Annotated in this window: 25 protein-coding genes; 16 read left to right on the forward strand and 9 right to left on the reverse strand. The window is 39.1% G+C overall.

From position 1 onward, the window contains the following. Nucleotides 1–137 precede the first annotated feature (137 nt). Nucleotides 138–659, reverse strand: a complete 522-nt coding sequence (locus tag KI375_RS06920) for a cysteine hydrolase family protein (protein WP_212972758.1) — start codon at nucleotides 657–659, stop codon at nucleotides 138–140. Nucleotides 660–1314: 655 nt separating this feature from the next. Between KI375_RS06920 and KI375_RS06925 the strand changes: the two genes are divergently transcribed. From KI375_RS06925 to KI375_RS06935, 4 genes are all read left to right on the forward strand, one after another. Next, a complete protein-coding gene (locus KI375_RS06925) occupies nucleotides 1315–2040 on the forward strand; it encodes a DUF998 domain-containing protein (RefSeq protein ID WP_212972759.1) in 726 nt (241 codons plus the stop codon). 341 nt (nucleotides 2041–2381) lie between these two features. After that, entirely contained in the window at nucleotides 2382–2510 is a 129-nt protein-coding gene (locus KI375_RS27635; protein WP_280528628.1) for a hypothetical protein, read from the forward strand. Between the two features lie 226 nt (nucleotides 2511–2736). Then, nucleotides 2737–5115: a polyprenyl synthetase family protein gene (locus tag KI375_RS06930; RefSeq protein WP_212972760.1), complete on the forward strand. Its 2379-nt coding sequence runs from the start codon at nucleotides 2737–2739 to the stop codon at nucleotides 5113–5115. 245 nt (nucleotides 5116–5360) lie between these two features. Next, nucleotides 5361–6569 (forward strand): multidrug effflux MFS transporter, encoded by a 1209-nt coding sequence (locus KI375_RS06935; RefSeq protein WP_212972810.1) that lies wholly within the window; start codon nucleotides 5361–5363, stop codon nucleotides 6567–6569. Nucleotides 6570–6788: 219 nt separating this feature from the next. Here KI375_RS06935 and KI375_RS06940 read toward each other — a convergent pair whose 3' ends face one another. Further along, complete coding sequence (locus tag KI375_RS06940) at nucleotides 6789–8999, reverse strand: heavy metal translocating P-type ATPase (RefSeq protein ID WP_244852369.1); 2211 nt, start codon at nucleotides 8997–8999, stop codon at nucleotides 6789–6791. 139 nt (nucleotides 9000–9138) lie between these two features. On the opposite strand from KI375_RS06940, the gene KI375_RS06945 reads away from it, so the two are divergent. The 3 genes from KI375_RS06945 to yunB all read left to right on the forward strand — a co-directional run bounded on the left by KI375_RS06945 (nucleotide 9139) and on the right by yunB (nucleotide 11835). After that, complete coding sequence (locus KI375_RS06945; RefSeq protein WP_212972761.1) at nucleotides 9139–10521, forward strand: bifunctional metallophosphatase/5'-nucleotidase; 1383 nt, start codon at nucleotides 9139–9141, stop codon at nucleotides 10519–10521. Nucleotides 10522–10588: 67 nt separating this feature from the next. Then, on the forward strand, nucleotides 10589–10891 hold the full coding sequence (locus KI375_RS06950) for a YunC family protein (RefSeq protein WP_212972762.1): 303 nt from the start codon (nucleotides 10589–10591) through the stop codon (nucleotides 10889–10891). A gap of 176 nt (nucleotides 10892–11067) precedes the next feature. Continuing rightward, complete coding sequence (yunB, locus tag KI375_RS06955) at nucleotides 11068–11835, forward strand: sporulation protein YunB (RefSeq protein ID WP_212972763.1); 768 nt, start codon at nucleotides 11068–11070, stop codon at nucleotides 11833–11835. A gap of 49 nt (nucleotides 11836–11884) precedes the next feature. Here the strand turns inward: yunB and KI375_RS06960 are convergent, their stop codons facing one another. Both KI375_RS06960 and KI375_RS06965 read right to left on the reverse strand, forming a co-directional pair. Next, nucleotides 11885–12886 carry a M23 family metallopeptidase gene (locus KI375_RS06960; RefSeq protein WP_212972764.1) on the reverse strand — a complete coding sequence of 334 codons (1002 nt, stop codon included), beginning with the start codon at nucleotides 12884–12886 and terminating at the stop codon, nucleotides 11885–11887. A gap of 43 nt (nucleotides 12887–12929) precedes the next feature. Beyond that, a complete protein-coding gene (locus KI375_RS06965) occupies nucleotides 12930–13595 on the reverse strand; it encodes a YhcN/YlaJ family sporulation lipoprotein (protein WP_212972765.1) in 666 nt (221 codons plus the stop codon). Nucleotides 13596–13935: 340 nt separating this feature from the next. On the opposite strand from KI375_RS06965, the gene KI375_RS06970 reads away from it, so the two are divergent. Further along, entirely contained in the window at nucleotides 13936–14202 is a 267-nt protein-coding gene (locus KI375_RS06970) for a YutD family protein (RefSeq protein ID WP_242698042.1), read from the forward strand. Between the two features lie 146 nt (nucleotides 14203–14348). Here the strand turns inward: KI375_RS06970 and KI375_RS06975 are convergent, their stop codons facing one another. Continuing rightward, the gene (locus tag KI375_RS06975; RefSeq protein ID WP_212972766.1) at nucleotides 14349–14660 is read right to left on the reverse strand and encodes a cytosolic protein; all 312 of its coding nucleotides are present in this window, start codon (nucleotides 14658–14660) and stop codon (nucleotides 14349–14351) included. Nucleotides 14661–14769: 109 nt separating this feature from the next. On the opposite strand from KI375_RS06975, the gene KI375_RS06980 reads away from it, so the two are divergent. Continuing rightward, a complete protein-coding gene (locus KI375_RS06980; protein WP_212972767.1) occupies nucleotides 14770–15207 on the forward strand; it encodes a DUF86 domain-containing protein in 438 nt (145 codons plus the stop codon). Nucleotides 15208–15238: 31 nt separating this feature from the next. Continuing rightward, nucleotides 15239–16006 carry a TIGR01457 family HAD-type hydrolase gene (locus KI375_RS06985; protein WP_212972768.1) on the forward strand — a complete coding sequence of 256 codons (768 nt, stop codon included), beginning with the start codon at nucleotides 15239–15241 and terminating at the stop codon, nucleotides 16004–16006. Nucleotides 16007–16622: 616 nt separating this feature from the next. On the opposite strand, the gene KI375_RS06990 is transcribed toward KI375_RS06985, so the two are convergent. Next, a complete protein-coding gene (locus KI375_RS06990; RefSeq protein WP_212972769.1) occupies nucleotides 16623–17123 on the reverse strand; it encodes a phosphatidylglycerophosphatase A family protein in 501 nt (166 codons plus the stop codon). Nucleotides 17124–17238: 115 nt separating this feature from the next. Here KI375_RS06990 and yutH point away from each other — a divergent pair, with 115 nt between their 5' ends. Next, complete coding sequence (gene yutH / locus KI375_RS06995; RefSeq protein WP_212972770.1) at nucleotides 17239–18243, forward strand: spore coat putative kinase YutH; 1005 nt, start codon at nucleotides 17239–17241, stop codon at nucleotides 18241–18243. Nucleotides 18244–18418: 175 nt separating this feature from the next. On the opposite strand, the gene KI375_RS07000 is transcribed toward yutH, so the two are convergent. Further along, on the reverse strand, nucleotides 18419–18655 hold the full coding sequence (locus KI375_RS07000) for a NifU family protein (RefSeq protein WP_207447610.1): 237 nt from the start codon (nucleotides 18653–18655) through the stop codon (nucleotides 18419–18421). 69 nt (nucleotides 18656–18724) lie between these two features. Beyond that, nucleotides 18725–19792, reverse strand: coding sequence for an NAD(P)/FAD-dependent oxidoreductase (locus KI375_RS07005; protein WP_212972771.1), 1068 nt, complete (start codon nucleotides 19790–19792; stop codon nucleotides 18725–18727). 303 nt (nucleotides 19793–20095) lie between these two features. On the opposite strand from KI375_RS07005, the gene KI375_RS07010 reads away from it, so the two are divergent. The 4 genes from KI375_RS07010 (at nucleotide 20096) to KI375_RS07025 (ending at nucleotide 22516) form a co-directional block, all read left to right on the forward strand. Further along, nucleotides 20096–20332, forward strand: coding sequence for a YuzB family protein (locus KI375_RS07010; protein ID WP_207447606.1), 237 nt, complete (start codon nucleotides 20096–20098; stop codon nucleotides 20330–20332). Between the two features lie 83 nt (nucleotides 20333–20415). Next, nucleotides 20416–20778, forward strand: coding sequence for a HesB/IscA family protein (locus KI375_RS07015; RefSeq protein ID WP_212972772.1), 363 nt, complete (start codon nucleotides 20416–20418; stop codon nucleotides 20776–20778). A 273-nt stretch (nucleotides 20779–21051) separates the two neighbouring features. Further along, nucleotides 21052–21588 carry an RNA polymerase sigma factor gene (locus KI375_RS07020; protein ID WP_212972773.1) on the forward strand — a complete coding sequence of 179 codons (537 nt, stop codon included), beginning with the start codon at nucleotides 21052–21054 and terminating at the stop codon, nucleotides 21586–21588. After that, the gene (locus KI375_RS07025) at nucleotides 21563–22516 is read left to right on the forward strand and encodes a hypothetical protein (RefSeq protein ID WP_212972774.1); all 954 of its coding nucleotides are present in this window, start codon (nucleotides 21563–21565) and stop codon (nucleotides 22514–22516) included. The genes KI375_RS07020 and KI375_RS07025 overlap by 26 nt, the downstream gene beginning before the upstream one ends. A gap of 157 nt (nucleotides 22517–22673) precedes the next feature. Here the strand turns inward: KI375_RS07025 and KI375_RS07030 are convergent, their stop codons facing one another. Continuing rightward, entirely contained in the window at nucleotides 22674–23669 is a 996-nt protein-coding gene (locus tag KI375_RS07030) for an NAD(P)/FAD-dependent oxidoreductase (RefSeq protein ID WP_212972775.1), read from the reverse strand. Between the two features lie 600 nt (nucleotides 23670–24269). Here KI375_RS07030 and KI375_RS07035 point away from each other — a divergent pair. After that, the gene (locus tag KI375_RS07035; RefSeq protein ID WP_212972776.1) at nucleotides 24270–25490 is read left to right on the forward strand and encodes an NAD(P)/FAD-dependent oxidoreductase; all 1221 of its coding nucleotides are present in this window, start codon (nucleotides 24270–24272) and stop codon (nucleotides 25488–25490) included. The last annotated feature ends 350 nt before the right edge of the window (nucleotides 25491–25840 follow it).

Raw genomic sequence — 25840 nt, forward strand, 5'->3', positions numbered from 1 at the left:
CAAATAAACTATACTTCTTTATATGAATATAAAAAATAGCCCTCACTTTGGTACTGCACCAAATGTTAGTAAAAATCTAACACTTGAGATGCCGTACCCTTTTGTGGGGCTTTGCTTAAATAACTTTTGGTTATTTTCTAGTCAAGAAATTGAATCTCTTTGGTTTCCTTAAGAGTTGCAAAGGCATTACTCAATACCTCATTGTGATGATCAATGATCTGTTGAGCACTTAAGCTATTTGAATCCCAAGTCCGGTGGGCATCCTTTACAAGTGTAATACGATAGCCAAGGCTAAATGCACGGCGAATCGTAGTATCTATGCAATACTCAGTCTGGTTTCCAGAGACAATAAGGTTTTGTATTTGCCTTGATTCAAGTTTTTCCTGAAGCTCGGTTTCATGAAAAGAATCAGGTGTATGCTTTTGGATTACAATTTCTCCTTCTTTTGGAGAAATTGAAGAATGAATTTCCCATTCAGGTGTTCCGCTTATGAATTCTTCATCGTTGTGTTGAACAAAAAGGACAGGGACATTAGTAGTGCGTGCCTTATTAATTAGCTCCTGAAGATTTTTTAGCAGTCTTTCTCCCTCGTATATCGGATTAGCTTTGTCAAACATGGCATTCTGAACGTCTATTACCAACAAAGCTGTCTTTGGCATCTTTTTACCACTCCTATCGCTAGATATCATCTTTTATATTAGTGTTGGAAGGAACGACGACTCTTCTGTTTGTTATTAATTCAATTATACAGCATATATACATCATTTGGATTGTTTTACCATTGTGTAGTGAACACTGGAACCAGGCTTTTTAAGCATATTTTACCACTTGAAAAAGGAATACATGTTCGTATATAATGTATAAAAACAAACGTTCGGAGTGGTTGCTATGATTAATTTTTTGAAAAGAGCTTGTGACGATAAAACTCCTATACAGATCATTTACATTGATCAGGACAATAAAATATCTCAACGGACTATTAAGGTATTAGCTATATCACAAACAATAATAAAAGCATACTGCTACACTAAACGCCAGTTTAGAACATTTAAAATAAGTAACATCTTATCAGTTGGAAGTGTAAAGCAGGGGAGAGTTAGCTGAATGAGGAATTCATATATTTACAACAGAGTTGAATGCTATAACGGATTCTTTATTTCTTTGATTTTGATATTATAAAAGCAAGCAGTAAACCGCATTAATTCATTAAATAAAATATGTAATATACATAAAATTATGCATTGGCCATTTTATTAGAATGATGTATTTGATATAGCAAGGATAGGTGAATAAAACAGGGGAAGGTGGAATAAAATGAATGATTGGTTCCATGAAATACTAATGATACTTGTCGCGATTATTTCTGGATTAACCCTCTTTTTATGCCGTAAACTGAATAAGCAGACTGTTGTAATTGGCTTTATTTGTTGGATTGCATTAAGTGCGTATTTTATGATAGAAGCAATTGTTATTCGTGCAACCACCGCTCCCTATAATTTCCTTAAACAACCGATGAGTGATCTTGGAGTAACTACTTGTGGAACAGATACGTATGTACTTGCCCAATACGATATTTGCTCACCATATCATTGGCTGATGAATTGGACGTTTTACCTGACAGGTTTAGCGATTTTTATAGGTGCCATTTTACTTTATCGTTTATGGCCGAAAGCTCGCGCTTCTAAAATAGCAACAGTTTGTATTTGTACTTTTGGAATAAGCTATGGCATTTCAGGAATCATTCCTGCTGATGTTCATTTTTATTGGCATACACTTAGTGCACTTCCAGGGATGGTAGTACAGATTCCTGCTATGATTCTAATTAGTAAAGTTACCTATAAAAAATTGCCTTATTTAGCATGGTGGACAATTATTTGTACCGTGGTGACCACGACATCACTTTTTATTTTATTTTTACAGCCGATTTTTGCAGATATTCCAGGAGGATTACTTCAGCGCATATTATACGGCTCTGTATATTGGTGGTTGGCGGGGACCGCTATTATTCTCTGGAGGAAACGTTATTTCGCTTTACATTAAGAAAGTTTGGAAGGGTGCAGCTGTAGACAGCGGCGAGGTGGATTGTCTGTTTTCATCGAAAGACGATGTTAGTAAAAGAATACTTGACAAGTTTTTGCAAACTCCTAGTGTTTTTATCTGATCATAGAAACAAGAAACAGTTCATTGTATAATGAATATTAAATAGATGGTTCGAGAGGAGCTCTATAGATAAAAAAGCTCACATTAGAATCACAAGAATTTCAACAAATTCTTAAGAGTCTTTGTTTTAAAACTAACTTTATCCCTTCAAAATAAAGTCGTTAATTTAGTAAATGCTGAAGTAGAGATTAGTATTCTCTAGAGGAAAATGATGTTTTTAATTGAAAAATAATCTTTTAGGTACTACTTTGTTTGCAGAGCAGAAGCTTTTGCTTACGATTCGTGTAGCAGAATTAGAAAGAAATGGATATGATTGGCTGCAACCTGTTTCTTTAGAAAAATTGAAATAGCTACACTACCAATTATTTTAAAATATCTATCCATTTGCAGGAATGTTTTCGTAAAGTACATTTTGCCAAAGGCAGTTTATTGAGACTAGCTGATTTATTTAGGCAGTTACTTCATGTTGTTATTTTAGTATTTTGGTTAATAAGCATGCTGTTTTTAAACAATGTTTTACTGATTGCCATGAAACTATATAGAGATAACCAATCTTACACAGAGGGAATGAGCTGAATGAATGATCATCTAAGAAAAGACATCGATGAGGGTTATCTACATGCTCAACAGAAAGCTGCTGATTATTTTAATATACTAAATGGACAAGTCTCCCACTACTCCTATATCCCTGTTTTGACAGAAGACTTTCATTTATGGAAGAAAGATCATCTTCCTCGTTTTTCCACTTCCTCTTTTTTTATGGGCTGGAAGAAAGCTCCGGAAAGACATGATTATCATCAATATATATGGTGGATGAATCGAACAGGAAAGCTGGATGATTATCTGGATCGTAGTATTTCCTATATCTTCATGCGTGATCTTGGAAAAGCGTTGGATTCTCCTAATATAGCACATCGTGTTCAACGTTCTGTTAAAAGGCTGAAAGATCAGCTGATCTTGCCGGACAGCGCTATTCAGAAGGAGAAAATTTTCAACATGGCAGGTTTGTATCGTTTTGCTCAAAAGGAGGGCTTGGAATCCACTCTAATTTGGGTGATGGAGAAATTAAAGAAGGTTTCCTCCAAAATTCCGGCTGGGATGGATGCAACTGAAGCACAGCGAAAACTGATAAAGATCATTGCTGGGGTTGTGATGCAGGTCATAGAGGAAATGGAAGATGAGGTTTTGCCCGAAGAACGGACAGAACGGCTTGAAAAAGCAATCCGGCTGGGCTATTCCTATGGATTGACCTACCCTTTTATTGATGACCTCCTCGATGCCAAGATATTATCCCCCAAAGAGGAAAGGCAATATTCCGAGTTAATTCGTACAACACTGATTACTGGAGTAGTACCTGACCTGGGAGAATGGACAGGTAAGAACAAGGAACTGATTGAATACATCCATATCGAACTTCGGGAGGCCTTTCTATATATTAGGGACCAGCAGGAAGCAGACACTAGAGATACTTTCCTTGAACAATCATATGTGTTCTTTAAAGCACAGGAAGTGGATAGGACCAAGGACCTTTCCTATGGTCATTACACGAATGAGGAGCTTTATATCCCTGTAATTGTGAAGGCTGCTTCCTCTCGACTCATTGTCCGGTCGATCATTCGTGCTGCAGAGGATGAAGGCATTGACAGCAGAACTTTTTATTATGGAATCTACAACCAGCTTGCAGATGATTTTGCGGATATGTTTGAGGATATGAAGCAGGGTGGAGTGACACCGTATACCTATTACTTGAAATATCATGATAAGCGCCCGGATTTGGTCAACCCGTTTGAAATGTATTGGGCAGTGATTTCCTATTTAATTCACGAATTATATGGTTCAGACCAAAAAACATGTGAAGTGATTTTAGACCGAGCTATTAATGGTTTACAACGCTATAAGGTGCGAATTGGTGCTGAAAAATACAAGGAAGTTATGGATGTTTTTACAGCCGGTATTCCAGAATTCAATGAGTTGATTCAATATATGGTCCAAAATGCCAAGGATGTGGATTTTTTTGATAAACTCGTCAGGGACCATATGATAGCGGATTTGCAACAGGAAAAAAGGGAGCAGGAGGAGTTTATCGCTACCGTTAAGTCTGTTTGGCATCAAATAAATGACAATCTGCTTATTTCAGAGAATAAGCAGGACTCTGCTATCAAGGAATCTATAGTAGAAGCTTGCAACTATAGCCTGCAAGGAGACGGCAAGCGGCTAAGATCCATTATGGCATGGGTAATGGCTGTAAACGAATATGGTCTTGATCAGACTGCTATTATGCCGCTTCTAAAATCATTGGAATATATGCATACGGCCTCGTTGATTTTTGATGATTTGCCATCACAGGATAATGCGTCAATCCGGAGGGGACGGCAAACCGTTCATGAGGTGTATAACCATGCTATTGGAGAACTAAGTGGTCTTTTTCTCACTCAAAAAGCTGTGGAGGAACAAACCTTGCTTAAGGGATTCGATCCGCAAACGATACTGCGATTGATTGGCTATTCTGCCAAGATGACAACAGAAATGTGCAAGGGACAGGCCATGGACCTCGGTTCTAAAGGGCAGGAATTAACACTAGAGGAATTGCGTACAATCTGTTTTTATAAAACCGGAATCGCTTTTGAAGCTTCTCTCATTATGCCCGCCATTCTTGCTGGCAAGGAGGAAAAGGGAATGGCTGCTTTGAAAAAATTCGCCTATCATGCAGGCCTTGCTTTTCAAATTAAAGATGATTTGCTTGATGTGGAGGGAGACTTCGCGATACTAGGCAAGCCCCTATTAAAAGATGTGGAAAATAACCGTTCGACATTTGTGTCCGTTCTCGGGGCAATTGAAGCAAAAAAAGCCATGTGGGACCATTATTCCTTTGCCATTGAATCACTGCAGGAAATCTCACAGCAAACTACCTTTTTAAAACATCTAATGAATTATATCGTAAATCGAGAGCATTGATGGTTTGTTTTAGGTTGAGTCTTCCTTAGTGCTTCATAGACCTTTTATTGTGATATACAAGCTAATAGTCTATGTGCTTGTCACAATTTTCTCTAATGAGTGCAAGTCTCTCGCATGTTATAATGTTTGAGTGTCATAGAACAATAGGCTTACACTCATTACCGTGACGCTTGCATGAGCGAATCATTAGGTGAGGGGTGTAAGGTGATTTTGTATATAGGAAGGACTTGTTTTGTATGATTGAAATGAATCGAGCAATCGATCATCAGCCGACACCTAAATCATTCAATAAAGCTTGGATGGTGTTGATTTTAGGGTTGCTTACGGCTTTTGGCCCGTTATCGATGGATATGTATTTACCGGCGCTTCCAACGGTTACAGAAGACTTTCGAACAAGTGCGTCATTTGGCCAGTTAAGTATAACGGCCTGTTTAATCGGCTTGGCAATGGGGCAATTGATATTTGGTCCGTTAAGTGATATCAAGGGGAGAAAGCGCCCGTTGCTTGTTACCTTGACTATTTATGTTGCAGCCTCGCTATTTTGTGCATATAGTGCTAATATTTGGATTTTTATTGGTTTACGATTTGTTCAAGGCTTCTCTGCTGCAGCAGGAATTGTTATTGCTCGTGCTTCTTCCCGGGACATGTATACAGGTAAAGACTTAACGAAATTCATCGCACTTCTGGCACTTGTGAACGGAGCTGCTCCTATTTTAGCACCGTTATTTGGCGGTGCCGTGTTGAATTGGGTATCCTGGCGAGCGGTTTTTGTCATTTTGTTTGCCATTGGTCTTTTAATATTTTTTGCGGTGACGTTTACTTTACCAGAGACATTGCCTAAAGAGAACCGAAGACAGGGTGGCATGTTGGAGACAGTTCAAACATTCCATGTCTTGTTAAAGGATCGAGTATTTATGGGAATCGCATTAGCTCAGGCCTTTGTGACAATGAGCATGTTTGCCTATATTTCAGGTTCACCATTTGTATTGCAAAATATTTATGGTTTTACTCCCCAGCAGTTTTCGATCATGTTTGCTGTTAATGGGGTAGGGATTATCCTGGCAGCACAAATTACAGGGAGATTGGCTGATAAAATTGAAGAAGCCCGTTTATTGCAGTGGGGTGTGCTGTTCTCCTTTATAGGCAGTTTGCTCTTGATCTTGTCTGTCTTGTTTTCACTTTCCTTATGGATATTGCTATGTGCGTTGTTTCTAATTGTTTCGAGTGTGGGGATTGTGAACACTACGAGTTTCTCACTAGGCATGCAACGTCAAGGTGAGGTTGCAGGAAGTGCATCCGCGTTTCTTGGCATTCTTCCGTTTGGTGGAGGTGCGCTTGTTTCTCCTCTTGTTGGTGTTGCAGGCGATCAGACAGCTGTGCCAATGGCAGTGACCATTTTTATTTGCAGTTTTTTGGCGTTCATGATTTATTACGTTTTCGTTAAACGCTCATGAGTATATTCTGGTAAAAACTAAACCGTCTGTCTGGATGATGATCCGGACAGACGGTTTTTTGTCTTAATCCCGAATAGCAGGGTTTTAATCCGGAATAGCTAAGTTTTAATCCCGGATGGAAAACTAAACCCGTATAACCGGCTTTTAACTCGAATGGCTGTCTTTAATCCCGAATAGAGGAATAAAACTCGAATAGCAATAGAAAGTCGATATCTAGTTCTATCCATGCAGTTTGAGCTTTTTTAATCTTAAGGCATTTAATACGACAGATACAGAGCTGAAGGCCATAGCGGCACCTGCTAGCCAGGGGGCTAAAAGACCAAGCATGGCAAATGGGATCATGATGATATTATAGAGAAAGGCCCAGAGAAAGTTTTGTTTAATGTTGGTCATTGTTTTTTTACTGATGTGAATGGCGCTGACGAGACGGCGGAGGTCTCCTTGGATGATGGTGACGTCTCCGGATTCAATGGCAATTTCTGATCCACTACCAATGGCCACTCCGATATCTGCAACAGCGAGAGCAGGTGCATCATTCATACCATCTCCAACCATAATGACTTTTTCTCCTTTTTTTTGTAGATTCTGGATGATGCGAGCTTTATCCATGGGGCTGACACCTGTTTGCAGCTTTTGGATGCCTACTTGTTTGGCAACCGCCATGCCAGTATATTGATTATCTCCTGTTAATAACATTGCCTTTAGCCCCAATTGCTTTAGATCTGAAATAGCAGGGGCAGAGGAGCTTCTTATTTCATCTGCTACTGCGATGATACCGGCAAAACGAGCATTAATCCAAGCGATCATTACGGTTTTTCCCTCTGCTTCCAGCTCGTGCACTTGTTGTTTTTGTTTTGAGGATAATGTATGAAGTCGATAGGCAGGGTTGACGATCATTACCTTTTTCCCAAGAACGGTCGCTTCCACGCCATGTCCTGGAATTGTTTGTACTTGCTCAGCAACAGGAACAGATGGGAGTATCGTTTGTACCTTATCGACAATGGTTTTTGCGATTGGATGATTAAATCCTTGTTCCACCGCTCCGATAAAACTCAACACTTCTTCTTTCCGTCGAGGATCAATACGCATGTCTGTTACATATGGCTTTCCTTTCGTCAAGGTACCTGTTTTATCAAAAATGATCGTGCAACATTTGCCTAATCCTTCTAGAATTTTCCCTTCCTTAAATAAAATCCCCATTTGGGCAGCTCGTCCACTCCCAACCATCACAGAAGTAGGCGTAGCCAATCCAAGTGCGCATGGGCAAGCAATAATTAAGACCGCGATAGTTTTTTCTAGGGCAGCTCCCAATTGATCTGGCTGTAAAAATAAGTACCAGCCTATAAATGTTGTTAACGCGATAATTAGCACAATTGGTACAAACACAGCGGTTATTTTATCAGCCGTCTGTTGGATGGGTGCTTTAGATCCCTGCGCTTCCTCGACAATTTGAATGATCTGAGATAATGTCGTTTCACTATCTATTTTCGTTACTTTCACTCTTACTAGGCCATGTTGATTGATTGTTCCGGCATAAACGGAATCACCGATGGTTTTCTCAATAGGGATACTTTCTCCAGTTAACAAGGATTCATCGATCATCGTTGAGCCTATGATCACTTCACCATCAATCGGTATTTTTTCACCTGGTTTAATAATTAAAATATCTCCAGGGATAAGTCGTTGAATCGGCGAAGTGGATTCTCTGCCATTTTCATATAGAGTGGCTGTTTTTGTTTGTAATTGATACAGCTTTTTAAGGGATTCGGTTGTTTTTAATTTTGTCTTTGCTTCAAGCAATTTCCCTAATAATATGAAGGTGATAATAAAGGCACTTGTTTCAAAATATAAGACAGGGGGAGGCATGGAAGAGTGTAAGGTTGTAAATGTTAAATAATGGCTATAAAAAAACGCGGTCGATGTACTTAAAACAACTAATACATCCATATTTGCATGTCCGCTTTTGATAGCCTTCCAAGCCCGTTCATAAAAGGGAAAGCCAATGACAAATTGAATTGGAATGGTGAGAATTAATTGTAATAAGGGCTCCAATAGGAAGGGGGGAGCATGAATAAACGGAGTCCATGAAAAATGATCGAACATCGCCCAAGCTAAAGGAATCGTTAGGAAGGCAGATAGAAAAAATCTCCGCTGTAGTGTTTGGATGTTTTTGTATGGATTACCTTCTGCAGAGAGTTTGTCTATTACTTTAGCATCAAAACCGATTTTGCGGATTTTATCGAAGATTTCATTAAGGTTTGTCCGTTTTTTATGAAAGGTCACACGTCCCTTTTCCGTTGCAAGATTAACATGGATGTCTTGCACTCCTTCTACTTTAGAGACGACTTTTTCGATCCTTGCCGCACAAGCAGCACAGTGCATGCCTGTTATAAGAAAATGCTGTGTTTCTTCCATTATTCTGTTCACCATCTTTTCTTCCAGCCTATTATTATAGTCTATTGGCGATCTAAGATGGTTAGAACAAGCGCTTGCACTTATCTTTCCATTTTCCTCATTTTTTGCTATAGTTTTTAGTAATTATTTTTAAGCTGAGCTAGGAAGTGAATGAATGATTGAAAGGATTCATATATACCATACAAATGATTTACATAGCCATTTTGACTATTGGCCGAGAATTCAATCGTTTTTGCTAGAGAAACAACAGTTACATAAGGCGGCTGGAGAGGAAGTTTTCCTATTTGATATTGGCGATTTCTCCGATCGCTGGCATCCTTTTACAGAAGGGACAAGAGGAAAAGGGAATACTGAATTGTTAAATGAGACTGGATATGATGCCGTGACGATTGGCAATAATGAGGGGATTACATTCGCTCATGAAAATTTGGATGACCTATACAGAGAAGCAGAGTTTGATGTAGTGGTCGCCAATTTATATGAGCCTGGACAGATTCGACCAGAGTGGTGTCTCCCTCATAAAATCTATCAAACGAGAAAAGGGACAAAAATTGGCGTCACGGCTGTTACGACCTATTATCAGAATTTATACAATCTACTTGGTTGGGAGATGACGGAGCCTTTTACTGAACTGGAAATACAATTCAATCGGATGAAGGAAGAGGCTGATATCCTAATCGTTCTATCGCATTTAGGGATTCATGAGGATCAGAAGCTAACGCAATTATTTCCCCAAATTGATTTGATTTTGGGGTCTCATACTCATCATTTTTTTATGGAAGGGGAAAAAATAAACAACACGATGATGTCGGCGGCTGGTAAATATGGCCGTTTTGTTGGGTATGTCCAACTTCATGCTGACCCCAAGGCACAAACTCTTCCAGTGTTCAAAGCGAAGCTATTTGAATCCCATTTATTGCCAGCTGTGCAGGAGGAAGAGAAAGTCATTCAACATTATATGGATGTTGGCAAAGCACAATTAGCTGAGACCGTTACGGTGATTAAGGAGCCGCTTTTCTATTCATGGAAGGAAACATCTCAACTTGCTTTATTACTTTGTGACGCTGTACATGAGTGGTGTGAGGCGGAATGTACGATTATTAACTCTGGTTTGATTTTAACAGACTTAAAAAGGGGCAGGGTGACGAAATTCCATCTGCATCAAATGCTCCCCCATCCGATTAATCCTTGTACAGTCGAGCTCTCAGGAGCAGAGCTAAAGGAGATTATTTTGGAAGCGGAAAGAGAAGATTGGCCAGAGGTTGAAGTGATTGGACTCGGTTTTCGAGGAAAGGTAATGGGGAAATTTGTGTATCGGGGAATTGAAGTGGATAAAGAGGAGCTCCAGGTTCAAATTAACGGAGAACCGCTTGAGCCAGAGCGAACGTATAAGCTAGGGACTGTTGATTTATTTACATTCGGAAAATACTTTCCTGGAATAAAACGTTCTCCTAATAAAACTTATTTTATGCCGGAATTTTTACGTGATATTATGGCTTGGAAATTAAAGGGGTTTGATGGATTCCATAGCAGATAACCCGTGTTTTGGGTTCAACTAATTCACGCTTTTCTCATACATATAACTATGAGAAGGGGTGATAAATATGGTGTCAATGGAGCCATTAATGATTGATGGCAAGACTTTTATCGCTACATCTGTGTCACTGCCAAAAACTACCTTGTTGACGATTTCGAATGAGAAGGGGTATATCATGTGTGGGGCACTGGATGTTGGTTTACTAAATGAAAAATTAGTGGATCGAAAAATAATCGCTGGGCGTGCAGTGGGAGTTAAGACGATTGATCAATTACTGCATGCTCCATTAGAATCCGTTACAGTGGAAGCAGAAGCATTGGGAATTACAGCTGGGATGATTGGAAAAGATGCTTTGTTAAAAATGAGTTAAATTGCTTGAAATAGATGTTCAAAAAGTCCAGTAGAAATGCCACTTCGAATTTCCTGTTTGGTTTCAGCCAGCTTGGTCCTATTTGTCCTCGATTTTGAACTCGCAATTTAAAAATTAAATGCATTTGCGCTAAATCCTTCCTCTTCTGCATATATTTGATGAGAGGAGGGATTCTTTTGGCTCGATTCCATGCAAAACATAGGCAACGGGGTCCATTACCCTTTCGATATGTTTTACTGCTGTCATTTGTTTTTTTTGTTTTCTCGACATTATTGGGATTATGGATTGTGAATAAAGGGATGAAACCAACTTTAATCAGTTATGCTGAGACCCAAACTGGAAAAATAGCGCCTATGGTTGTCACAAAAGCTGTCAAAGATGTACTACCTGAAGTGAAGGATATTTCAGAAGTGACGGAAATGGTTCCAGATGGTAACGGTCGGACAACCGTTCAATATCGGACAGATGTGATTAATCAGATTCAAGCAGAATTGTCCAAGGAGATACAATTAAATCTGAACGAGGCGGAGAGAGGCAACTTAGAACCATTGGAAATGGATACTGGGGTGGAAATTGATTATGACAAATTGAATGAAGAAGAGGGCATATCTTATTCATTCCCACTTGGGCAAGCAACCAATAATGCTTTATTAGGTAATCTAGGCCCAAAGGTTCCAATCCGTTTCTCTGCGGTAGGGAATGTACAGACTAATGCAGAGCATAAGGTTGAGCATTATCCCATTAATAATATTTTTATTACCGTTATTGTTGCGGTAGAGGTCAATGTACAAATTATTATCCCATTTGGTACGGAAACGGCTGTAGTCAAACAGGATGTCCCGATTGCAATGGGATATTACCCAGGTGATGTTCCCCAATTTTATAATGAGGGGCAAGGGCTGAATCCTTCGATTGAATTGCCAAAATCGCAACCAGCAGAGTGAAATAAAGTATCAAAGACAAGAGGAGTTGGAAACCAATATCCAAACTCCTCTATTGTTTTTTATACTCGTAGCGTTCCCACATTTTTAAATGGGGATAAGGATCAAAGGACCATTCGCGAATACCATTATCTTTGTACATACCAAAATGAAGATGAGGAGGAAACTTTCCGGACGTTCCAGGCGGTCCATAACCCGAGCTGCCAACGCTTCCGATTACATCACCAGGCTTTACGACATTCCCAATCTTTAAATCCTTGGAGTAGCCATTTAAGTGGGCATAGTAATGGTACGTATTATTTAAATCGCGAATGCCGATGCGCCATCCCCCATATTTATTCCATCCTTTTAATTCGACTACGCCGTAAGCAACCGCGCGTACAGGAGTCCCATATCCAGCAAAAATATCCGTTCCTTCATGAATTCTTCGTCCGCCCCACCCACGACGATCCCCCCATGTATTTTTATAGGTGTAGTTATAGCCCTTTGGAAGAGGAAAAGCTTTCTCACTTAAATCAACTTTGCCCATGGTCCGGTAAATTTTAGCATTTGCTATTATCGAACGAACTGTTTGATCTCGTTCATAATAATCCCAAAGCGCTAGTCGGAAGGAGTGATCATCTTCTCCATATTCACGCAAAAACTGTGCCAATGTATACAGTAAATCCTCGCCATTGGACTGATCGATTTTTCTGTCCCCATTCCCATCTTTCCCGATGCCGCCGAAAAGTTCAATAGTGTATGGATTGGTATCTTTTGGGTTAGGATTAAGAGGACCTGACCACTGTTCAGGTGGAAGATAATAGCCGATAATCGCCGGTGGATCAGGTAAATCATCTCGGACATCCCGAATACTTCTTTCGAATTGGTCAACAGCTGCCAGATAATACCACGGGGTAGATGTAAGAGCTTCGATCTTTTTGTATACATCCATTCTTTGCTGATAGATTTCATCCTGACTTAGCTCCTTTGCTTTCCCTTCTTTCATACCAAAAAAACAAAGGAAGATAAGGAGCCAGGGAAATAGCTTTTTCAAATGATGCCCTCCTTTCATCTTGTTGCTAGGGGGAGAGTGCTCCCCCCAGATGAATTTATCGCTATTTAAGGTTACGATCGTTTTGTTGTTTATATTTTGTCTTTTCTAGATGGTCATTGGTTTCGCCAGTTTTTTCGCCATTGGCATTTTCACCTTCACCCATCGCTCGTCCTTGAGGAGAATGTTCAAGCATTTGCTCGATCACCATTTTGACTGAACGGTCTTTATTAGGCGATTGTGTTGTCATCGAACCGATATTCTCAACATCTTGTCGTAATGCCTGATCATCTGTTACATACACGTGATACCATCTTGGCACATAATTTAAAACGGATTTTTTCACCTGGTCAGCTATTTCAAACCGCCCTTTTTCGTCATCTGCATCAGTTGTATAAGCGACCAATACCTCTTGATCTGTTACAATGACACTAGCATCTGATACATGAGGCAAGACAACAAGTATTTCACTAATATGAAGGGCTGCTTTTTCACGATCCATCCATTGAATCGTTTTTGTATCATTTTGATTAGCAGGTGTTGGATTTTTCACCTGACGAACAAAGCCAAATTGGTCATCGGAGGTCTCCTCATTATAAATATCTGCTTGCTCATCTGAATTGATTGAATTTCCACTTTTTGGATAGAAATCATCATTCTCAGCAATATTATTACTTCCACAGGCTGCAAGGGTGGCAGTTAAAAGGATGATTGGCCATTTTACTTTCATTTCAACACCTCCTTATTTATTAGTGTATGTTCAAAAAGGAGGATAAAAAAGACCGAGTCGGCGACTACACTAATGTCAATTGCTAACGTCCAATACAAAGGAAAGTTTCGCATCGTACAAAGGAAGCACTTGTACAGGTGTACTGACTTCCGTGTTGCTCATAGGACGTGTCGGTACATAGTCGAAGAACCTATATCTCGTAGGGTCATTTTTACCGGACTTTTTTGAACCACTCTTATTAGCGTGCTCAGAAAATATATTTTTTACTTAGTAATTGTTGGGGATTAAGCTATAATTAAGATAGACAGTTTAAATTGTGGAGGGACAAGGCGTGCTTATAATGAATAATCGGAAATATGAGTTGATTAGTGAATTCCGCGATGGGTTCCAAGAAGAGGCTGTGAAAGAGCGATTTAGCGATATATTAGCGAAATATGATTTTATTGTCGGCGATTGGGGATATGGTCAGTTGCGCTTAAAAGGATTCTTCTCTGATCGAAATCAAAAAGCGGCCCACGAGAGTAAAATTAATTCCCTATACGAATATCTGTATGAGTACTGTAATTTTGGCTGTGCTTATTTTGTTTTGAAAAAAGTGGATAAATAAAGAGGAGAGAACACTTTCAATTACAAATGGTCGACATACTCGATCAGTATCCTTTAAAAAACGGTCGATACTCACGAATAAATGGTTAATATTCTCAGAAAGGGGGTTAGAACGGCATGGGATTTTGCCGTTCACTTTCCCCTATATCATTCACTATCTTCGTATGGTGTTTGTGTATCCGTATCAGGATCATCATGGGTCGGATGGGCACCTGGAAATTGTCGCGGGAGATTTTGGTGCAATGATTTAAATTCATAGTTAAAAGCACTATATTTACGTTGCCCCTTCTTCCAAGGGGTTGATTTGTTTTCAACTGGCGTATTTTTTCCTTCTGCCGCCCCGTACCCACCTTCTGGAAATTCCTCTGCAGTAAGGAAGTTTTCTTGTGTCTCAGCATTCGAGACATCTGTATAGGGAATTCCTTTTACTTCATCTTTTTCTCGATCTTTCCCTGGCAAATCATTCACCCACCTTTCGTTTTCTTGTGCTTAGATTTCCCGAATGTCTGTGGACCATTCCTTCTTTCTTCTGCTAAAATAAGAACAGTACAAGCAGGAGGGAAAAGGGATGTATTTTGTTGATCGTGAAAAAATAGAAGAGCGTCTCCTCTTTATGGAGGGGCAATTGAAATTACTGAAATCCCATCAAAACTGGGAAACAGATCTTGAAAAAGCTGCGTTAGAGCGGATTTCCCATACGATCATTGAGGCGATATTAGATACAGGTAATGCGATGATTGATGGATTTATTATGAGGGATCCCGGCAGTTATGAGGATATTGTTGATATTTTAACAGACGAGAGGGTCATTACTGCCCCTGTTTCTGATAGCCTTAAACAAGTGATCGCTTGTCGAAAAATGCTTGTTCAACAATATGAAGTAGTAGATCACAATGTGATTATTGAAAATGTCGTAAAGCAAGGAGAATCATTAGCGACTTTTCCAAACGCCATTAGAAATTATCTAGTTCATGAATTAGGTCCGATCTCTGCTTTTAAAAAATGATGGGGGACAAGGAAGAAAAGGAGTTATCATTTTGAAAAATTATCAAGGATATTTAATTGATCTTGACGGCACGATGTATCGCGGTGTAGAAAAAATAGAAGAAGCTTTACAGTTTGTGGAGAAATTAAAAGAACAGGGAATTCCTTATTTGTTTGTAACAAATAATTCTTCGAAACGGCCGGAACAGGTTGCGCAAGTGTTAGAAGATTTCGGTTTGGAAACAAGAACGGATCAAGTGTTTACAACCTCGATGGCGACAGCGAATTTTCTTCATGAGAAACAGCCTGGAGCTGCTGTTTATGCGATTGGGGGAGAAGGACTGCAATCCGCATTGTCAGAAAAAGGCTTCGAGTTGGTTGATGAAAAGGCTGATGCGGTTGTGATTGGGTTGGATCGAGAAATTACATATGAAAAATTAGCAAAGGCGTGTTTAGCTGTTCGAAATGGCGCGACGTTTATTTCCACCAATGGAGATATCGCGTTGCCAACTGAACGCGGCTTTCTTCCCGGAAATGGGGCTTTAACCTCTGTCATTTCAGTGTCCACGCAGACGGAACCAATTTTTATTGGCAAGCCACATGCAATTATTGTCGAGCAGGCGCTGGCACAAATAGGTACAAGTAAGGAAGGCACGTTGATGGTGGGAGATAATTATGACACAGATATCTTAGCGGGGATTCAGGCAGGCTTAGACACGCTGCTCGTGCATACAGGTGTGACCACAAGCGAGATGCTAATTGAAAAAATGGTCCAGCCTACCTATGTGGTTGATTCTTTAGCTGACTGGAAATTTGAATAAATAAGAAAAGAGGCTGAGACAAAAGTGTTTTCACCAAAGAAACAAACGAACTAGTATGGTGTATATACTCACTCCGGAAATATACTTCGCTAAGTGAATACAATGTTCGTCTTTGAGCAAAGTACTTTTAGCTATCTCCCAGCCTCTTCAAGCTATAGCTGAGATTTTTTATACGAGTCAAATATTGGATGTGAAAGCATTAATGGCGACCTCCAGCTCTATCGGCTTTGCCGCAGGAAGAGGTGTCCTTAGCCAATGTCCACTAAATAAGCCCGACCCTATGAAGAGAAAAAGCATCTTTCATAGGGTCAGGCTTATTTGCTTGTCAAGGACTACTGGATGTTTGTTAGAACGTCGTTCACCCTTATTAAGAAAGTTTGTACGTCGCTAAACGGGCGCTTGCGCTTTTGTTGTTGTTAAGGAAACTATAAAATTGTCGCTTGTGGATAACTTGTAATTTTGAGTTTCGTCGTCTAGCTCCAGCGCCCAGCGACTAGCAAACTTTCAGCTTCTTCCTACGATAAGTCAACATCGGCTCATGCTTCGCCGTGTATCCTTTATCTCGTCAGAAGCTTAAAAAGTTTGTACGTCGCTAAACGGGCGCTTGCGCTTTTGTTTATTGTTCACCTTTGCTACTATGCGCTAATCGACTTGAGGCGGCTGCTGCGATGGCTCCAACAATGTCATCAAGGAAGGTATGACATGCTCCAGTCGAATGATCGTTTAATTTTTCTAAAATGCCTGGTTTTTGCTTGTCAATATAGCCATAATTTGTAAAGCCAATTGAGCCATAGACATTCACGATAGAGAAGGCCAAAATTTCATCCACGCCATATAAGCTTTCATCATCCGCAATAATTTGTTGTAAAGGTTCATCCAAAAGGCCTTTTTCTGCTAGTTTATCCAATTGGATGCCTGTTAAAATCGCATTTTGTACTTCTCTTTTTTGCAAAACTCGTTCAATATTATCTGTACACTCCTCTATTTGAAGATCAGGGTGATATTTTTTTTGCAGATACATCACTAATTCGGCAATATCTTCAATCTTTACTCCTCTTTCTTCTAATAAACGTCGTGCAGTCTCTTCCGTTTTTCCAACTTTTCTCTTTTGCTCCATGATTTAACATCCTTTCTACAATCTAAAGGGCCTATATGTTTTTTATCCTTACACCCATAAAGTGGGGTGATCGCACATATAAATAAGATAGATCAGGTAAAAAGAGGGATGTAGCATGTCAGAAGACATTTTGCGAAATTATTTCAATATCCACCCCGAAAACTCCATACAAATAGGCGATATGGTGTATTACCTTGTTGAAGGTTCCGTATATAGTACGATTCAAGTGACCCAATTGGGAGAAGATGTGTTATTAGAATTATATGAGATGTCAGAGCATATGGCAAAGATTGGAGATAAAAAAGTTTCAACATTTGTTGCGGGAAACGATCAAAAGTATCTGGTGACACTAAATGAGCAAGATTATGTCGTGTTGCATAACCATTATGTTAATAGCTCTAAGAGGAAAAATCGAGGAAGACAGTTGGCAAGATTTCATGAACGTGGGAAACAGTTGCAAGCCCCTATCACACATTTTAATCGTGAAGGACAGTGGAAGGAATATTGGATACAAAGATTAGAGCAAATGGAAAAGGTTTGGTCAGGACTTGTTCGTGAGTCGAGCGAAGAGCGATTCAATCAATTATTTGTAGAATCATTCCCTTATTATTTAGGAATTTGTGAAAATGCGATTCAATATGTAAAAGATACGGAGCTTGATGAGGCTTTTACACAGGCAGATCAACGAACGATTTGTCATCAAAATTTTCAGGAGAGTACATGGGATTCAGACCAATTAGCAATCCGAAATCCATTTGATTGGGTACTCGATCATCGCGCAAGAGATATCGCGGAATGGGTTCGAGAATGTTACTTTCTCCATCAACGCTCGTATAAGCCTTTGCTCACGAAATTTTTGCAGGGATATCAATCGATTGCACCTCTATCCAGGTACTCATGGAGATTGATCTATGCGCGCTTGTTATTCCCTTTGCATTATTTTCTTTGTGTGGAAAACTACTTTTTGAGCTCTTCAGAAGCTTCGCAAAAGCAACTTGAGGAACAACTCCATCGATACATTCGCAACGCTCACAATTACGAACTTTTTTTAAAGGAGTTTTATCATATAGCCAATCAACAAATTGGCGACATGCCCCCGATTGAATGGTTAAATCTATAACACGCATAAAAAAAGAACCGGAGTATGACCGGTTCTTGAAGGTAATCGACGAATAAGCTTAGCGCTGACTAGCAAAAGCAGTCGTCAGCGCAGAAAGCTTTTTTCGTCCAGCTCCAGGCGCCAACAGCTCAGATTATGTGCTTGTCGAAGGTATTGACACCTTGTGCTTTTGTATTTAAAATACCTGCTCCACTTCTAGGATACCAGGTACTTCCTCAATTAAGGCGCGTTCAATGCCGGCTTTTAGAGTGATGGTCGAACTTGGACATGTTCCACATGCACCAAGCAAGCGGAGTTTTACAATCCCCTCATCTACATCAACGAGTTCACAATCGCCACCATCCCGAAGGAGAAAAGGGCGTAATTTATCTAAGACTACTTGAACTTGATCTAACGTTGTTTCTTCGTTCATTGTGATCGACTCCTTTCCTACCTACCATTATAATCAGATTTAGAAAAAAAATCTAGGGAATGAAACTCATTATCCTTTATGAAATTTGTACATCCAAAGGACGCCTGATTTTAAAATCCGGGCGATTCTTCCTGTGATCGGTCTGTCTACCATCATGCCAAAACCTTTTTTCTTCCCCAAAGAACCGAGTGTTCCTTTTAATTTTATTGATGGCATTTCTTCTGGCAATGCCTGATTATTCCATCTCTTTTTCATGATTTCTACAATTTGTTCGGCTTGTCCTTCAGCAAGCTGTGCACTTGGTGCATGAGGAAGGCTTGCACAATCTCCTACAACATAGACATCTTCATATTGAGGGATATTATGATAAGGGGTGAGAATGGCTCGCCCCTGGCGATCTTTTTCAACATTCATGGATTGAATGATTTTATTTGGTTGAATGCCAGCCGTCCAGACAATGACATCTGCGGAAACAGGTTGATCATTATTGTAGAGAATGCCTTCTTCTACCTTAGTAATATTGGCTTCATTGACGACTTCGACCCCATTTGAGGCAAACCAATTTTGGACATAGAGACTGATTCTTTCAGGAAAGGAAGAAAGAACGGTTTTTCCACGGTCAAAAAGTTTAATAATCAAATCCGGGCGACTTTCCCTTAATTCACTTGCAAGTTCAATTCCACTTAATCCTCCACCGACAATGCTGACGACAGAATTGGCCGATAGATTATTTAGCTTTTGGGATGTATCACGCGCTTTTCCAATGGATTGAATGCTATGTGTGTAGAGATCAGCCCCAGGAATATTATGATATTTATCTTCACAGCCTAGGCCAATCACTAATTGGTCATACGAAATGGGTTCAGAATGAGCTACATGCACCAATTTTTCATCCAGATCCACATTAGTTACCTCTCCATATTGTACGTTTAACTTCGATTCTTCTGGAAAAGAAACCCGTACATCCTGATCGGATATCGTTCCCGCTGCGAGGGCGTAATATTCCGTTTTTATAGAATGGTAAGGAACCTTATCAATTAATGTAACTGTCCAATCTTCGGGAAGGTTGTGAGGAAGCAGTTCCCGAAGCACCCGCATATTACCATATCCTCCGCCGAGTAATACTAATTTTTTCATTAAAATATCTCCTTTTGCCAGCTACTTGTGTGAGTAAAATATCGCGAATTGCGAAGAAGGATCGTAGAAGCTTTATAAAGTCTTTCTTCATAATAAAGGCTTTTCATAACAAAGTTTCAAAGTATGAATCGTTTAATATGTATGGTTAATCCCACGGTAAAGTATACCGAATTCAGGCTTGATATACAACCATTCTTGCTGAGTTTCTAGAGAGAAAAATACCTCTTATTTTTTCCATTGAATGATGATTTTTGACTAATGGGACGAATGCGAGTACGATAATAATGTGGATGAGGTGATTGTGTGAATCCGATTATTGAATTTTGCATTAGTAATCTTGGGATGGGAAGCTATGAAGCGTTACAAATTTTAGAGGAAGATCCCAATTTGGATATAATCGAATACGGCTGTCTGGATCATTGTGATCTATGTGCCGAATCTTTGTACGCCCTTGTGAATGGAGAGGTAGTGACGGGAGACTCGCCAGAATTGCTTGTAAAGGCGATTTACCAATATATTGAAGAAAATCCGATGTTTTAAAACCAATTGCATTGGTTGAGAATATCGTGTAAGAGGTATATACTTAGAGGATACCGATCCACAAATAGATGGGGGTGCAAATAATGAGTGAAATTATTACGCTTACGGAAGCAGCAGCTTTGCAGATTAAGGATATGATGAAGCATAATGAGGAAACAAATGCTTATTTTCGTTTTTCGATCAATGGTGGTGGATGTAGCGGCCTATCTTATGGCATGAGCTTAGATCATGATAAAGCAGAATCTGATCATTTCTTTGTTGCCCATGATGTCCCGGTTGTGATTGATGAGGAAACGGCGCCAATTGTGACAGGAACGGTAATTGATTATAAACAATCCATGATGGGTGGCGGCTTTACCATTGAAAATCCGAATGCCCTTGTTTCTTGCGGCTGTGGCTCGTCCTTCCGTACGGCGAAAGTGACAGGAACACCGGAGAAGTGTTAAGGGTTTTCTGACAGAAAATTAAGTGATGGGACTTATGTATTTAATCGGTTTAGGATTACGTACATCCCCTTTGATTAGTGAATATCTATTCATAAATAAGCGCCTTCTGACGATAAGTTAGAAGGCGTTTTTCTTATGGAATCAAATTCAACGGATAAATCTGTTAATAAAGGAACGAACAGATAATTTTAGAAATTTTGAAACTCTAACCGAAACTTTTAGTTGGCTGTTACGTCTAAGTACTGAAAAATCTAAAGGAAAAGAGGTGGAATTTTGACTACTTGCAAAAAAGAAGAAATTTCAGAATGGTACGACCAACATAGTAAATCAGTTTTAAGTTTTATTTTATTGATAGTGAAGGATTATCAACTAGCAGAGGATTTAACACATGATACTTTTGTCAAAGCGTATTTATATTATGATTCATTTAAGCATCATTCCAGTGAAAAAACATGGCTCTTTAGTATTGCCCACAACCTTACAGTTGATTTTTTTAGGAAACAGAAATCAGTTATGTTCCTTAAAGGAGTTTTTCATTCACAGAAGGACAACCTTCCATTACCGGAAGAAGTTGTTCAAATAAAAGAGGATTCATATGAACTGTATAAAGCGTTAGAGCAGCTTAAAGATACATATAGTAAGGTGATAATTTTAAGAAAAATAAAAGGCTTTTCTATAGAGGATACAGCGAAGATATTAGGTTGGTCTGAGAGTAAAGTCAAATCGACACTTTTCAGAGCCATCCCTGCTTTGAAAAAACAATTACTAAAGGGGGAATATTGGAATGCGGAAGCAATTCGGAAATGCTGATTTTGACAATTCCTTAAGGGATGTGGATTCCCATTTTATGTGGAAGGAAAAGCAGAAACAAGAATTGAAAAATCGAATTTTTACTGATATTGAAAATTTGGAATCTAATGAGAAACAAGTTAAGTCGAAGGGAAAGAAAAGATATCCTCAATGGTTGATTGGTTCAGTTGCTTCACTATTAATAATAGGGGGTACTTGGACATTAGGTGGGTCTTATATAGCAGATGCTACTGATACGTTAATAGGACAAATTTTTGGTTCGAATAAAGAACTTATTGAAACATTCCCTGATGAAAGTGAAAATTTACCAGAAATTGAACGACACTTTGAATTAGTTAAAGAGCAGCTTACAGAAGTAGAATTTACCGATTACAAAAAGGTGTTTAAAGAAAAAACAGCAATCCAAAATAAAATGGCTATGGAAAATAGGCTAAACCCCACTGCTGAAGAAGAAAAAAGGTTAGAGGAATTACGAGCAGACCTCAAAAAGTATGAAATAAGGGTAGTGGCACTCACAACACATACATTAGAAGAAGCACAAAAGATGGTTAGTTATCCTATTAAACGCCCATCATATGTACCAGAAAGCTATGAATTGGAGTCAGAAGTAGCTCGTACAGAGGAAATGAATATTGGCGAAGACCCCATTGTTGAATTTCAATATCGAAGAGGTGCAAATGGTCATGGTTTTAGAACTACTACACAGAAAATAGGTCAAGATAAAGATGGTGAATTAGAGTCATGGATGTATGACCATATCAACTCTTATACGTTAAATGGTTTTAAATTTGAATTTGCATATTATGATGGTAGCAATGTTCAAGGAATGAGAGTAACTATTCCAGAAGAAGGGTACGAAATTACCATGAGTGCAGATATCTTATCAAAAGCAGAAATGGAAAAAATACTTTTATCGATGGTTGAATAGTAGAACGTAAATCAACAGTATTTCATGAGATCCTTTATTTGCGGCACTATTTCAGTGGTCTCGTTAAGAATATATCATTTTTTCAATGACTTTCATTATGGTAATACGATACGATAAAAAATCAGTGAAGCGCAAATGCTCCACTGATTTTTTTCGTTTACTCAAATAACGAAGTACTATGCATCGGTTGTAGACGTGCTTTTGGATCAATATAGGCTTTTGCATTGCTAACCGCCGTTGGGGCTTCGCCGAAACCTGTTGCAATAAGTTTGACTTTACCAGGATAGGTGGTAATGTCGCCTGCAGCGTAGATTCCTGGGATATTTGTTTCCATGCGGCTATTGACCACAATCGAGTTTTTTTCGATCTCTAATCCCCATTCTTTAATAGGGCCTAAGGAAGAAATAAAGCCATAATTACAGATAAGAGAGTCCAATTCCACAGTATGCTTGCGATCTCCTCTGACTTCCTCAAGTTCTAGACTACGGATGGCGATTTGATCACAAACAAGGTCTGATGCCACAAAGGGTGTTAATATTTCAACTTTGGAGTTTTGTAATTGGGTTACACTGCTCTCATGGGCACGGAATTTATCTCGGCGGTGAATCAGGCTAACTTTTTCGGCAATCGGCTCAAGCATTAAGGCCCAGTCGACTGCAGAGTCGCCACCACCCAAAATCGCTACACGTTGTCCTTTAAACTGTTGCATATCGTCGACAAAATAATGAAGATTTTTTCCTTCAAAGGGAATAGCACTATCGAATTCAAGACGGCGAGGTTGGAAAGCCCCAATTCCCGCTGTGATAATCACCGATTTTGAATAATGAATCTCTTGATCCGATGTTAATTTAAATGTCCCGTCTTCTAATTTCTCCAAATTGGATACAGATTGACCAAGACATACGGTAGGAGAAAACATTGCCATTTGCTCCTTGAGATTTTGGACAAGATCATGCGCCTTAATTTTTGGGAAGCCTGCAACGTCGTATATATATTTTTCAGGGTAAAGCGTTGAAAGTTGTCCACCTAATTGCGGCAGGCTTTCAATCACCTTCACACTGGAATCACGCAAGCCGGCATAAAATGCGGTGAACATGCCTGCTGGTCCACCACCTAAAATGGTAATATCATATATTTGTTGATCTTCTTTCAAAGAAAATCCCTCCTGTAGTGACTAAGAAATTCATCCTCTATCATACCATATAGTTGCTAGTGTTACATAATATCGAATCATCTAATAAAATACAATAAAGAGCTTCAAAATAATAAAAAAAGTAATTGGATTAAAATAACTGCTTGAAAAAGGTGAATAAAAGCATATAATGTATATTGAGACTAATGTTAATAATTTGTGACAACATTCTGGGTTTCTAGTGTGGTACGTGAATAGAATCACATTATATTTCGTGCTTTCTCTAGATAAATGTTCAAAAAGAAGATTAAAAAAAAGCGAGAATTTCAGAAATAGGCTGTATCAAATAGGAAATTTGCACAGAGAAAAGTCAGGTTTTGTTGAAACAGGCAATTAAGAAATTCAAGTGTTATTTTTACTAGGCTTTTTGAACGTCCCGTTTAAAGTACGTGTTCAAAAAAGAGGATAAAAAGGACCAAAAAGTTCGAGACGGCGCAATTTCGAGTAGCGGACTTGTACAGGATCTACTGAGTCGAAGACCATATATCTTGAAGTGTCAATTTTACCGGAATTTTTGAACATCCTCTAAAAGAAGATGATGTAAAAGGGAAGGGATATATTATGAACAGGCCAAAAATTGTCGTGCTAGGTGCTGGATACGGTGGACTTATGACCGTGACTCAATTGCAAAAGCATCTTGGAAATAATGATGCTGATATTGTATTAGTAAACAAGAATGACTATCATTATGAAACAACATGGCTTCATGAAGCTTCTGCCGGAACACTTCATCATGACCGAGTACGTTATGATATTTCGAAGGTGATCAATCCAGGGAAAGTAAATTTTGTCCAAAAAACGGTAACAAAGATAGAGCCTGAATCAAAAAAAGTGATTCTTGAAGATGAAGAACTTTCTTATGATTATTTGGTTGTTGCTCTAGGAGCAGCTCCTGAAACATTTGGTATTCAAGGTTTAGACAAATATGCATTTTCAATTGTAAACGTGAATGCTGCTAGACAAATTCGCGAGCATATTGAATATCAATTTGCGACGTATAAAGTTGAGGGAGAAAAGGATCCTGAGCGTCTAACTATCGTAGTCGGTGGAGCAGGCTTTACCGGAATTGAGTTCCTAGGTGAACTTGGTAATCGTATTCCAGAGCTTTGTAAAGAATATGATATTGACCAAAAATTAGTGAAGATCGTTTGTGTGGAAGCTGCGCCAACCGCTTTACCAGGATTTGACCCAGAGCTTGTTCAATATGCGATGGCAAACCTACAGAAAAAAGGCGTTGAATTCATGATTGGAACAGCCATTAAAGAGGCGACACCAGATGGAATCGTCGTGGCAAAAGGAGAAGACGAAACAGAAGAAATTAGAGCTCAAACAGTTGTCTGGGCTGCTGGGGTTCGTGGTAACCCAATCGTCGAAGAATCAGGATTTGAAAATATGCGTGGCCGTGTAAAAGTAGATCAATATTTACGTGCACCTGGATATGAAGATGTCTTTATTATTGGGGACTGTGCTTTGATTATTAACGAAGAAATTAATCGTCCTTTCCCACCAACAGCACAAATTTCTATGCAGCAGGGAGAACTTTTAGCGAGGAATTTTACTAAATTAATTAACGGTAATACAGATCTTCAAACGTTTAGTTTTGATAACAAGGGAACAGTATGCTCTCTTGGTGATGATGATGCGATTGGAGTTGTCTTCGGTAAAAAAGTAACCGGCACAAGAGCTTCTTTCATGAAGAAAATGATTGATAATCGTGCACTTCTGATGATTGGCGGCGTACCGCTCACCATGAAAAAAGGTAAATTTAACTTATTTAAATAAAGGTTATGAAAAGGAGCTCCCAAAAAGGTCAATGACTGACCTTTCTGGAAGCTCCTCTTTTTTTCTATGAACACGAAATCTTCAAAATATCGCAGAAATGTGTTCATAGACCACTTCTATGGACACAAAATTGTCGAAATATCTCGGAAATATGTTCATAGGCGCTTATTAAAAAACGCAAGCATCGCAGCTTCCTAATAGACGCTTGCGCTTTTTTTACTGCTTAGCGTACTATGTCAAATACTTTTTTTCCCATTTTTAAGTATAGGAAATACACCTACCACCGTGAATTTCCAAAAAATGGTTTAGTAAGTAGCAACTAACAGTGAACTCTATGTTCATTCACCACG

Origin of the sequence: Bacillus sp. J14TS2, from assembly GCF_018333015.1 — a bacterium.
GTDB lineage: Bacteria > Bacillota > Bacilli > Bacillales > Bacillaceae_C > Lederbergia.